Origin of the sequence: Komarekiella delphini-convector SJRDD-AB1, from assembly GCF_014831675.1 — a bacterium.
GTDB lineage: Bacteria > Cyanobacteriota > Cyanobacteriia > Cyanobacteriales > Nostocaceae > Komarekiella.
In genome coordinates this window covers 16,457-29,071 of sequence record NZ_VJXY01000028.1, presented here as the reverse complement: position 1 = coordinate 29,071, position 12,615 = coordinate 16,457, and the positions used below count along the sequence as shown (strand labels likewise).

The window sequence follows — 12,615 nt, the reverse complement described above, 5'->3', positions numbered from 1 at the left end:
AAGACATGATGATCAACTTTACTAGATCCCCGACTTCTAAAAGAAGTCGGGGATCTACAATCAAATCAGGAATTTAAGGAAACTTGTTTATTATTTGCTTTCGCTTTGCGCCCTATCGGTACACACATCGGCGTCTCCACAATTGGATCAGGAATAATCCGACATTCCAATCCAAAAACCTCCTGAACCATTTCTTGAGTCATCACTAGCTTGGGTTCTCCAGCAGCAAAAATTCGACCATCTTTGACAGCAACTAAGTAATCAGCATAACGACAAGCCTGATTTAAATCATGCAGTACCATCACAATTGTTCGTCCCTGAGTTTGGTTCAACTCATACAACAAATCCAGAATCTCAATTTGGTGCGCCAAATCTAAAAAAGTAGTCGGTTCATCTAAAAGTAGAATATCTGTATCTTGCGCCAGCGCCATTGCAATCCATGCTCTCTGTCGTTGTCCACCAGACAAAGTATCTAATGCTCTATCTGCCAATTCCAGTAAATTTGTAATCAAGAGTGCTTGCTGTACGATTTTTTCATCTTTGGCTGACCACTGCTGCAACCAATTTTGATAAGGATAGCGTCCTTGTGCTACCAAATCTCGCACTGTTAAACCTTCCGGCGCTACTGGCCCTTGGGGCAAAATACCTAACTGTTGAGCTACTTCTTTGGTAGAAAGATTAAAAATAGACGTTCCATCAAGATAAACCATACCGCCACGGGGTTTAAGCAATCTAGCAAGACCTCGCAACAAAGTTGATTTACCACAACCATTAGCACCAACTAAACAACTAATTTGTCCGGTGGGGATTGTCAAATTTAGGTCACGGATAATCAGCGCACCATCGTAAGCTAAAGACAGACTTTTAGTTGATAGTCCTTTCATAAGTGGTATTTTCCAGCTTTACTTTTTGCGGTTACGAATTAACAAATAAAGAAAATAAGGAGCACCAATAGCAGCAGTTACCACCCCACAAGGAAGCTCTATCGGTGCAAATAGGGTTCTTCCCAGTAAGTCTGCCATTACAACAATCACTCCCCCCAACAGTGCGGAAATAGGAATCAAGCCTTCATGGGTTGCACCTACCAACTGTCGTCCTAAATGGGGTGCGATTAAACCAACAAAACCAATATTGCCGGCGGTAGCAACTCCTGCACCCGCTAAAGCTACACCCACCAGCACTAGTAAACCACGTTGCCATTCCACACGAGTACCTAAGCCTTTGGCGACATCATCTCCTAAGTTAAGAACGTTCAAATGTCTCGCTAGTACTAAAGCCATTGGTACAAAAATAACTAACCAGGGTAATAAGGAAAATACTTGCTCACTCGTACGTCCGTAGACGCTCCCAGCTAACCAAACCAAAGCACTACTAACCTCATAAATTTCTCCAAAAGTAATCATCAAGGTAGTGAAAGCAGTGGCGATCGCAGACAAGCCAATACCCATCAAAATTAATAGAATCGGAGAACTACCTTTATTCCAAGCTAGTGAGTAAATTAAAGCAGCCATCAGCAAAGCACCAGCAAAAGCAGATAGTGGTAAAGTGTAAACTGGGGCTGAAGGGTATAGTATAATTACTGACACTGCCGCTAAACTTGCCCCAGCATTGATACCGATAATACTGGGGTCAGCCAAGGGATTGCGTGTCAGCCCTTGAAAGATAGTACCAGAAATTGCAAACGCTACCCCCACCATAAAAGCTACAAGTGTGCGGGGTAGACGCAGATTGTGAATCACAAAAGCATGGTCTGGGTTTCCTGTATCTAAACCTAATACAGTTTTGACGATATCTAAAGGCGAGATTGGATATTCACCTCGGCCTATATTCATCACCATCGCCACTACAACCACTACTACTAAACACAGCAGCATGACTGGTACACGTCGGTCTATACGAAAAGATACCGCCTGCGAACGGACGACTAGCCAATCAACTTTCATTTTTTCACCTTTGACTTAGCCAGGTACACAAAAAATGGAGCGCCAAGGATTGCTGTCATTACACCTACAGGTAACTCTTGGGGTTTGAGCAACACACGTGCGGTAATATCTGCAACTAGTAGTAAAATTGCGCCCACAACTGCGGAATAAGGCAAAATCCAACGATAATCAGCTTTAATAAAAAATCGGACAATGTGGGGAACGACTAAGCCAATAAAGCCGATTGGCCCTGCAAGAGATACTGAACTTCCCGCCAGTAGTACAACGCTGATGGCTGTGATGATTTTAATCCAGGTTGTCTGCTGACCTAAACCTTTGGCCACATCTTCACCAAGACTCATGGTAGTAATTTGTCTACCAAGGGCAAAAGCCACAATTAATCCAATAACGACGAAAGGTAATGCTTGGAAGAATATATTGATATTTCTACCGGCTAATGAACCAGCTAACCAAAATCTAATTTCTTCTAATGTTCGTTGACTGACAATGAGAATAGCAGTAGTGAGAGATGAAATCAGAGCTGTGAGTGCTGCACCTGCTACTGTCAGATTCAACGGGGTAGCTCCTCCCCGTCCCAGAGAACCAAGAAAGTAGACTAACATCGCTGTGGCTCCTGCACCTAAAAAGGCCACAATGGTTAAAACACTTAAGTCCGAGCTGCCAAAAACAAAAATTGTAGCCACAACAGCCAGTGCTGCTCCCGACTCAATACCTAAAATACCTGGATCTGCTAAGGGGTTGCGTGTCAAACCTTGCATCAATGCTCCAGAGACAGCCAAGGCTGAACCTACTAGGATAGCAACAAGCGATCGCGGTAATCTCACGGTCTGAATAACTAAGTGATCATAGGAACCATCAAAGGCTACGAAAGATGTAAAAATCTTACCTAAAGGTATGGCTGCTGCACCTAACGTCACACTGTACACCAAGCAAATTAGCAAGATACACAGTCCCAGACCCAGACCAAATAAGGCTGAGATTTGTGGCTTTTTCCATCCTCTAGGTGACACTGTGGTCGCTTTTATCATGATCCTGCTGTCATTTAAAAATACTACGCTTGGCTGGTTATTTGTTTTTTAATATTTAACAGGTTTTTAATCATAAGAGTTGATAATTTTTCTTAATAACTCTATAGATTACATGATCCTGTAGCTATTTCATTATTTTTAATCAGAATCAAGGATACGGTTTCAGCTTTGATATAATTTCTCAACAAAGTGGTATTGTGAGATCAACTTAAATCTGCTGTGTCAAAGTCACTTGCTTCAGGAGTTAGGAGGTAGGAGGCAGGAGACAGGAGGTAGGAGGCAGAGTCAAGATTCTGTCTTGATTCTTCTTTGACCAATAGCAGTTTCAGTCACCAGGCATTGCAGCTATACATGGTGGTGTTAATGAGGATTGATATTTTACTCAGGGTTTGCAAAAGAAAATCAATACGCGTTTTACCCTTAATACTCAGTTTGATACTGGTTTTGTTTGTAGGAAGCCGCACTGTAGCCACACCAACAAAATCTACAGAGATATTATGGGATACTTATGGTGTACCGCATATATCCGGTAAAGATGACCGGAGTGCATTTTACGCCTTCGGTTGGGCACAAATGCAAAGCCACGGAGATTTGCTTTTGCGTCTCTATGGTCAAGCACGGGGACGCGCGGCCGAATATTGGGGAGAGGAATATTTAGAGTCAGATCGTTGGGTACAGACTGCGGGAGTACCAGAACGTGCTCGTTCTTGGTACAAGGCACAGAGTCCAGCTTTTCGTAGTTATCTCAATGCTTTTGCTGCTGGCATCAATGCTTATGCTTCCCAAAATCCTAACTTGATTGATGATGAAGTTGAGGCGGTGCTACCAGTCAAGGCAGAAGATGTCATGGCTCACTTACATCGGGTGCTCAATTTCACCTTTGTGGTTAATCCAGAGCAAGTATTAGACCTGAGTAAACAAAAGTTGCAAGCGGGATCTAATGGTTGGGCGATCGCACCAAGTCATTCTGCTAGTGGTAAAGCAATGCTGTTAGCAAACCCACACCTACCCTGGTCAGATTTATTTTTGTGGTATGAAGCCCAAATCACCGCACCCGGAATTGATGCTTATGGAGCAACACTTGTAGGTGTTCCCGTATTAGCGATCGCATTTAACAATAACTTAGGTTGGACTCACACCGTTAATACTTATGATGGTTGGGATGTTTATGAACTCACATTGGCAGGTAATGGTTATCGCTTTGATAATAAAGTTCGTAACTTCCTTTCCAAAACTCTTTCCTTAAAAGTGAAACAGAAAGATGGCTCTCTCCAAGAGCAACCATTAGTAGTGAAAAGTTCTGTTCACGGCCCTGTGGTAGCCGAGAAAAATGGTAAAGCCGTAGCGCTGAGAGTTGCAGGTCTTGACCGACCTGGTGTACTCCAACAGTGGTGGGATATGGCACGTTCCCAAAACCTCAACCAGTTTGAAACCGCACTCAAGCGCCTACAACTATCTATGTTTACAGTGATGTATGCAGATAGGGAAGGGCATATTATGCACCTATTCAACGGTCAAGTTCCAGTGCGATCAAATGGGGATTTTGCATACTGGGAAGGCATGATCCCAGGAAATACATCTAAAACCTTGTGGACAAAAATTCATCCTTACCAAGATTTACCGCGCATAGTTGACCCTAAGAGCGGCTGGTTACAAAATACCAATGACCCACCTTGGACAACTACATTTCCATCTGCCATTAAAGCCGATAATTACCCGTCTTACATAGCACCTCGTTTCATGGATTTCCGCTCACAAAGTTCTGTAAGAATGTTGGCTGAGGATAAAAAAATCTCTTTTGATCAAATGGTTGCATACAAGCACTCTACCCGTATGGAACTAGCCGATCGCCTATTGGATGATTTAATTCCGGCTGCACGCAAGTATGGTCAAGACTTAGGGCAACAAGCAGCTAGTGTCCTAGAAGCATGGGATCGGCAAGCCAATGCAGATAGTCAAGGAGCGGTATTATTTGCCTTTTGGGTAGAACAGATGGACTTAGATAAGGCGTTTAGTAAACCCTGGAATGAAAATTCTCCACGCACTACACCTGATGGCTTAGCAAATCCTGAAAGTGCAGTTGCAACGCTCGAAGCAGTAGCCGCACAAGTACAAAAGACTTATGGGACACTTGATGTACCGTGGGGCAAGGTTTTTCGGCTAAAGTTGGGTAATGTAGATTTATCTGCCAATGGTGGAGATGGCAACCTGGGAATTTTTCGGGTACTGAATTTTGCTCCTGGAGAAAACGGGCAATTCCAAGCCGTTGCAGGTGATTCGTATGTTGCAGCAATTGAATTTTCCAACCCTGTAAGAGCAATGGCACTTACCAGCTATGGGAATGCAACTCAACCCGGCTCGTCCCACATTAGCGACCAGTTACAGATGTTCGCCAACAAAAAATTGCGTCCTGTGTGGCGTGATCGCTCAGATATTCTTGCCCATCTAGAACAACGTAAAATATTCTGAGGATTCTGGGGAGACACTATGAAAAATCAACTTACTCAAAGCCAGATTAGTGAGCTAAAACTGTCTCCCAAAAACCCTATTCTCTCTGTACAAGGCTTAGGTCGAACAGTTGAGAAACGCTGGATCTGGAATCACCTGAGTTTTCAATTGTTTCCAGGGGAACGAGTAGCGGTAATTGGTGCTTCTGGATCTGGTAAAAGTTTGCTGCTACGAGCATTAGCTGGTCTAGATCCGGTACAAGCAGGGCAAATTATTTTTCAGGGACAGCCGATGAATTCCTGGTTTATACCCAGCTATCGTTCGCAAATTATCTACTTACACCAGCGACCAGCTTTGTGGGAAGGAACTGTAGAGGAAAATCTTCAACGAGTTTATCGATTAGCAGTTCACCGCCATCGAGTTTACAATCGTCAGATAATTCTAGACTATCTGCATCTTTTGCATAAAACGGCTGACTTTTTGCAGCGTCCGGTGAGCGCTATTTCTGGAGGTGAAGCGCAGATTCTCGCCTTTTTGCGAGCTTTACAACTTTCACCAAAAATACTACTACTAGATGAACCTACTGCCTCATTAGATGGTGGAACTGCCCAAAATTTAGAGGCTTTAGTTACAGCTTGGCAACATCAAGACCCACAACGAGCATATCTGTGGACGAGTCATGACCCAACCCAGTTAGAACGCATTACCAACCGCCAAATTACCTTGAAGGAAAAAGACTGATGGAAGCCAATTATATCCAGATTAGTTATGGACAACTAGCTTTGGCGACTTTGTTTATTCTGATCAATATAGGGCTTTCCTTAGTTTTACGGTTGGGACTAGAGCAAAGCCTGGGGATAGCCTCACTACGAATGGTAGTGCAGTTGTTAATGGTGGGGTACATATTGCAGTGGGTGTTTACTCTCAGCAATCCTATATTGATCATACTTTTGGCTTTAGGCATGACAGCTATTGCTGGTGTATCTAGTGTCAACCGTACGCGCAGACGTTTCACAGGTATTTATTGGAACAACTTTATTTCTCTTTTAAGCGGTTCATTTTTAGTTACAGGGATAATAGTCACTGGCATTGTACGCGTAGAGCCGTGGTACGAACCGCAGTATCTCATTCCCCTTTTAGGTATGGTTTTGGGTAATGCCCTCACGGGTACTTCTTTGAGCTTGGATCGGTTTATGGAGGACTTAATTAGTCATCGGGGAGAAATAGAGGCCCTACTAACTCTAGGCGCAACCCGTTGGGAAGCCGCACATCAAACGATTAGAGAAGCCCTGAGAACAGGAATGATTCCGACTATAAACTCAATGATGGTGATGGGATTAGTTAGCCTACCGGGAATGATGACCGGTCAAATTCTCGCTGGGGCAAATCCTAATGATGCCATACGCTACCAGATTGTGATTATTTTTGCACAGGCAGCAGGAGTTGCGATCGCCACAATGGGCGTTGTGATTCTGGCTTTTCTTGTTCTCTTTAATCGAGATCACCAACTCACAGATTTATTACGTCAGGTGAGCTCGACAAAACTAAAAAGTAGCCGCAGATAAACATCAATAATTTATCTGTGTTTATCGGGAGGACACTGCGTTGCGGGGGTTCCCAAGGCAGCTTTTGGGGGGAAGCTTCCCCCCAAAACGTGCCGCCTCGTTGTAGCAAGTGTCCGTTGTTTATCTGTGGTTCTAAATATCTAAAGAACAACCCTATATTTAACCTTGAGGCCGATCGCAACGGTACGGATAAAGCCACTCACACCGAAAAAGTCCGTGAGTGTGTTTCTCTAAAAAGGTTCCAGCGTGGCGGCTACGTGATATGTTGATTCCAGCTTTCGTTTTAACTTCATATAGCCAGGGAAAGGCTGCCACTAAAATAGCGATCGCAGCAAAGAGATACAGCATCTTAGTTTTAACTGTGGCGAATCTTTGGGAATTGCTGTTAACGTTTTGAGACATAGACCTTAGAAATAACAGTCCATCCTAAAGTAACCTAAAGATCAAAATGTTGGCGGAAGCAGTGGTCAGTTTTATCAATTTAACCTGCAAATATGCAACGCCAAATTACTGACTAAACAATGCCCAAGCCAAAAACCTCTCGGTGTAATATAACGCTAATTGATTGCTTACACCATTGAAAATGGCATCAAAAGCGTGTTCTGCCCAAGGAATTTCTAAAAAAACCGCAGTATTCCCAGAGTCACGCAACCGTTCGTACATCTGCCTACCAAATCGTGCTTGTACTAAATGGTCATGTCTGGCGTAGACTAATAAAGTTGGTGGTAAAGAGTGCGTTACGTAATTGATCGGCGAAGCAATTTGATACTGATTAGGTAATTCTTGCAGAGAACCACCAATTAACGCTTTTAAAACAGCGCGGGAGTTGATGGGATCAGGGCGTGGTGGTGTTTTATATCCTTCAACCAAGTCAACAGGCCCGTAATAGTTCACCACAGCACGGACAGGTAATGCATCTGGTTGATAAGCAGCCAACATTGCCAGATGTGCGCCTGCGGAACGTCCCAATAGTACCATGCGTTCTGGATCAGCTTCATATTCAACTGCGTGTTTGTGAATAAAATTGAGGGCTGTACGTACGTCATCTAACTGAGCCGGAAACCGATATTTTGGTGCGTGTCGATAGTCAATTGCAAATACAGTATATCCACGACTTGCTATATATTGATTAAACTCAGAATTGGCGCGAGGATTGCCATATTGCCAAGCTCCACCATAAATTACAATCAATGCTGGATATTTCCCCACTGTTGGGGGTTGGTAAACTTCAATTTTTAATGGTACTCCCGCAGAAGTTGCAAAGATAATACCTGTTTGATGACGCGTTTTACCTGATGGAATACCCCGGAAAGTATTAACTAAGGAGAAGGGATAGCTTTGCATCTTAGCGCTTACTTGAACTGGAATTTGCTCTAGATAATCTGCCCCCAATTCTTGTTTCATAGCTTTCGCCATTTGCATTTGAGTTAGTGGTATGTTAACTAGTACTGAAGCACAAATTAGTAATCCAATTAAACTTAAAGTGCAGGCTAGACGTTGTAGTTGATGCCGACGGATGCAGAAAAAAGAAAGAAGCAAACAAAGCAAATTTAATCCAAATAACCAAGGGCTGATTTCTGGTGCTCCCACTGCTAGTGTAAGTAAAAGCATGTTTGGAGCAGGAATAATAATCCAAGAACTAAGAAACAGACTAGTAAAACTTAAGAATAGTGCAAGCCATGATAAAACTTTTTTATAGAACATAGACGATACAGGGAGCACAAAATTTGTGGTGTCCAGATCCCCGACTTCTTTGAGAAGTCGGGGATCTAACTTTTCGTTTATCTGTGGTTAATTACTTGTTGTGTATCTCACTCAAGTTAGAATCGCTATCTAGTCCGAACCGTATTAGAATCATAGAAATCAAGCTGGTGCTATTCCATCCAATAAACCATCTGAAATAATAATACCGTTATTTGAAAAGATATCATCGACTTGTAAATCAGTTGCCAAATTCAGAGAATCTATATCACCAATTACAGGTAGAAAGTGGTCATATAATTGCATTGCCTGCAAACAACTATTAATATTAGATATTGCTGCATTATACACCTCGATTTTCTCTTCAATAACACTTAGCGATCGCCGATTATGAGCAATCTTATCCTCAGCTTCTTTTTCTAGTGTTTTTTCTAAAAAAGTACGTGCATGAGGGTACTGCTGCAAAATTTCATCCGCTTGCTTATCAGCCATTGGTAACAACAGCGTTTTGAGGGTTTGGTTGACGGTTTGGCGGAAAGATTTGCGAATGGTTTGGGAAACTTTTGGCTCAAAATCTAACTTTAATAATTGCCTAATTGCTGGTTCGGCTTCCACTATGCTTTCACAATCGTAACCTTGGGAAGTTTGTAGCAAGGTTTGGCGAAATTGATATATAGAAAAAGTGCCTTCATCGTAAAATCTGGGACTTTCACGCACAAAGCGATCGCACTCTACACTAGATGCACTTACTAATGCCTGTGTAACTTGTTTTTCTACAATTCTGATCTCTTGTTCAATTCCACCATCATTACCTAACAAGCGATACAATTGGCGATAGTATTCTGACTTACGAACCTTTTCAATTAATCGCTGGAAAAAATTCACAATAATTTGCTGAGACGACTCAACTAAGATATCTTCTAATTGATTTGCTAAGTAATAAAATGCCTCTACTAAAATAGCAATTAAAGGTGCAGTAGCATTGCGTGGATGGCTGAGGGTTGCACGCCGATAAGCATAACCAACAGAAAAAGTGTCTAACAACTCATCTAAACGGCGAATCATTCGTGATTGTAATTGCCGAAAGTCTGCTTCAAAAACGTCACATGAATTATTAATTAATTGATTGACTTCTTCTGTGATGTGCTGGCTAAAGTCTTTACGAAGTTCCTGGAGTTGCTGGTTGAGACGCTGTAACTCTTGCGCCTTCATCGCCTCAATTTCTCGTGGTTGACTATCTAAATTTTGCTGTACTTCCTGATAATGTTTTTTCAATTTAATACAAATATCTTCCAAATCATCAGCTAGATTTATAAATAATTGCGGACGCTTTTCTTCTGTAAGATAGCGAGTGATAGCTGTGCGAAATTCCTCAATCCCACTATCTTGAATTAGCTGGTTAATTAATGGCGTCCCCTGTTCAGTTAAAATCCTTACATAGTTCTCATTTGAAGTTTCAAAGCTGTTTACCGAAATGCGGAATTTACTAGCTGACAATTTACCTGAGTTAGCACAGTAACGATTAAATTCGTTAATAAATTGTGGTGTTTCTTCTCTACCATCCAAACCTTTAACACTTTCTGCAAAGACAGAATCTAAACCAAATCTGTCTTGTTCGCTTGTCTGTTTAATCTGACTACCGTAAAATCCTAATAATCCACTAGTTTTATAAACTCTACTGGTATCGTGAAACTGCCCAGTAATTAAATCATCCAATCGTTGCCGTAGCTGGGTGTTGTACCAAGTCTCATCAATCCGGTTGAAAATATAAAAAACGCGATCGCGTATTCCCCCATTATCCCGCATCTTTTCTAAAAGTTCTGTTTCTTCCTTTGTCATATCCCCAGCCGAAGCAGGTTTCAACACACATACCACCGCTGAAGTATCGGGATGTTGAATTTTGGCGTAAGTTAATTGTGCATCCTTCTCCACAGGTGCATCAATTCCAGGAGTATCAATAATTACATTACCATCTTGCAATAGAGGATGGTTGCAGTAATATTCTATCCTTTTCAACACAGCGCTATTACTACCACGACGTGCATAACCAGCCGCTTCCTTGAGATTGGAAAAGTTAAATTGTTCCATTGAATATGTGGCATTATCAACCGTGTGGATACGATCGCGATTTGCTACATATCCCTTTAATAACAGTATCAAAGCTTTTGCTTGTTTTGCACGTTCCGATTTACTTTCACCACCCTCTTGCTGGATAATAGTTTCACAATCTTGACGTAGCAAATTAATTACATCATATTGATTGATATTAGTTACTGTCTTAAATCCCATTTGCTGAGACAACAAAACTGCTTGTTCTCGAATCTCTGCTTCACTTAAAAACGTTAAAACTACACGTTCTTCATCTAATTCTGCATACTCAATTTTACATTCTGTACCTGTGGCGTGTCCCTCTGCACTGTATAGTAATTCTCTCTCCAACAGCGCATTGATTAGCATTGACTTACCCGCACTAAATGCGCCTGCAAATACAATCTCAAACTTGGGGGAAATTGCTTTACTCAGAGAAGTTTGTACAGATGTAATGTCTTGAGAACGTAGCGTTGGTTCTTGCTGTAAAAGTTGTAGTATAGACTCAACTTGCTCTTTCAAATTTTTGCACTGAGGTAGCATGTCTGGCATATTTAGCACCCAAAATACCATTGTATAGTTTATTCAAATTTTACTGATTTGAGCACCGTAATATCACGCATAAAATCATTCAGTTCATTTAGAACATTGCTATTAACTAATACCAATTTAAAAAAAAGAATGTGACAGACAGAACATTTAGAGACGTTGCATTGCAACGTCTCCACTTTTCGCTGTGTTCATCTGTGGTTTAATTTGCAAAAAAAATATCCTCCAGGGATGGGGTACTCCCGAAGGATATTAACAAAGACATTGGAATAATAGACCATTCTAGAAATAAATTTATCTTTATTGGTAAACCTATGCCCTCCATCTACAGGATTGCTCAAGGTTAATTATTTTAGTTATCAAGAATACAAAAAATTCTTAGAGGTTGATTTGCAGCTTTTGTGTCAAACACATTGCAATCCCTTTTTCGTAGTAAGCGGCCTCATTAATAAAAATAGGCCAAATGGTGGATTCACCTTGATAAACAATTGTTTCATCATTAAAGGTTAGGAATATCGGATCTCCTGGGTTTAGGGCTTGATAATCTCTATCTTGCAGCTGTGGATGAATCATCGCCCAGATTGTGCCATCCTCTTGTTTTGGGTAGTCTACAACAGATAAGTGCTGATACATGACCAGCGTTTCGTTGATTGAGGGAATTTCATCCTTGTTGAATCGTTCTAGATAATCTAAAACCTCATGAACAAGTTTTTCTGTTTGTTGAAACAATGTCGATTTTAAAATGCCTTGAGCAACGGGGCCAACCTCAATTGCAAAGCCTAATTCACACAGAACATTGAGAAATGGATTTTCTTCAACTGATTGAAAAGAGCAGCGATAAACTCTAACCAAAGGGTTAATATAGTTTAGATAAGCAGCTAATTTCAAGTTGAAAGGATGATTATTTACCAGAATAATCGTCAGACCCATATTGGCTGTACTGCTGTGCAAATCCAAGATAAAATCTACCTTTTTTGCACTTGCAGCTAGAGTATTTTGGATTGATTTAGCTTGTAATTCTTCGTAACTTTCGAGAGTCGGGTCTTGTAGTTCTTGTTTAAGAAAACAGCGGTTTAAATCCTTCTCTATATATCGTCTTCCTACTGCAAAAGCTTTAGGATTTGCTAGCAGAGTTACAGTTTCAAAACTAAGCTTAGCAATTAAGTCAGGAAACTGGCTAAACTTTTTAACCAGATAAGCCCCCGTAAACTCATTACCGTGAGTTCCGCCGACAATTGCCACTCGATTAATCTGGTTCACAATTACACCCACTTTGGACATGCAGCTATCGAG

10 protein-coding genes are annotated in these 12,615 nt (G+C 41.5%); 3 read left to right on the top strand and 7 right to left on the bottom strand.

Annotated elements, in window-relative coordinates; all coding sequences use genetic code 11:
* Window positions 1-65 precede the first annotated feature (65 nt).
* From FNW02_RS22725 to FNW02_RS22715, 3 genes are read right to left on the bottom strand one after another with little or no spacing between them, the layout of a single operon-like run.
* Window positions 66-884, bottom strand: a complete 819-nt coding sequence (locus FNW02_RS22725) for an ABC transporter ATP-binding protein (protein WP_191759761.1) — start codon at window positions 882-884, stop codon at window positions 66-68.
* 18 nt (window positions 885-902) lie between these two features.
* Window positions 903-1,943: a FecCD family ABC transporter permease gene (locus FNW02_RS22720; protein WP_191759760.1), complete on the bottom strand. Its 1,041-nt coding sequence runs from the start codon at window positions 1,941-1,943 to the stop codon at window positions 903-905.
* Window positions 1,940-2,971 (bottom strand): FecCD family ABC transporter permease, encoded by a 1,032-nt coding sequence (locus FNW02_RS22715; protein ID WP_191759759.1) that lies wholly within the window; start codon window positions 2,969-2,971, stop codon window positions 1,940-1,942. The genes FNW02_RS22720 and FNW02_RS22715 overlap by 4 nt, the downstream gene beginning before the upstream one ends.
* A gap of 363 nt (window positions 2,972-3,334) precedes the next feature.
* Here FNW02_RS22715 and FNW02_RS22710 point away from each other — a divergent pair, with 363 nt between their 5' ends.
* From FNW02_RS22710 to FNW02_RS22700, 3 genes are read left to right on the top strand one after another with little or no spacing between them, the layout of a single operon-like run.
* Window positions 3,335-5,440, top strand: coding sequence for an acylase (locus tag FNW02_RS22710; protein ID WP_191759792.1), 2,106 nt, complete (start codon window positions 3,335-3,337; stop codon window positions 5,438-5,440).
* A gap of 18 nt (window positions 5,441-5,458) precedes the next feature.
* Window positions 5,459-6,160, top strand: coding sequence for an ABC transporter ATP-binding protein (locus tag FNW02_RS22705; RefSeq protein ID WP_191759758.1), 702 nt, complete (start codon window positions 5,459-5,461; stop codon window positions 6,158-6,160).
* Window positions 6,160-6,984 (top strand): ABC transporter permease, encoded by an 825-nt coding sequence (locus FNW02_RS22700; protein WP_191759757.1) that lies wholly within the window; start codon window positions 6,160-6,162, stop codon window positions 6,982-6,984. The genes FNW02_RS22705 and FNW02_RS22700 overlap by 1 nt, the downstream gene beginning before the upstream one ends.
* Window positions 6,985-7,143: 159 nt before the next feature.
* On the opposite strand, the gene FNW02_RS22695 is transcribed toward FNW02_RS22700, so the two are convergent.
* The 4 genes from FNW02_RS22695 to FNW02_RS22680 form a co-directional block, all read right to left on the bottom strand.
* Window positions 7,144-7,386, bottom strand: a complete 243-nt coding sequence (locus tag FNW02_RS22695; RefSeq protein ID WP_191759756.1) for a hypothetical protein — start codon at window positions 7,384-7,386, stop codon at window positions 7,144-7,146.
* 105 nt (window positions 7,387-7,491) lie between these two features.
* Window positions 7,492-8,688, bottom strand: a complete 1,197-nt coding sequence (locus tag FNW02_RS22690) for an alpha/beta hydrolase (protein WP_191759755.1) — start codon at window positions 8,686-8,688, stop codon at window positions 7,492-7,494.
* Between the two features lie 159 nt (window positions 8,689-8,847).
* Window positions 8,848-11,325, bottom strand: a complete 2,478-nt coding sequence (locus FNW02_RS22685; RefSeq protein WP_191759754.1) for a dynamin-like GTPase family protein — start codon at window positions 11,323-11,325, stop codon at window positions 8,848-8,850.
* Window positions 11,326-11,700: 375 nt separating this feature from the next.
* On the bottom strand, window positions 11,701-12,582 hold the full coding sequence (locus FNW02_RS22680; RefSeq protein ID WP_191759753.1) for an aspartoacylase: 882 nt from the start codon (window positions 12,580-12,582) through the stop codon (window positions 11,701-11,703).
* Between the last annotated feature and the right edge of the window lie 33 nt (window positions 12,583-12,615).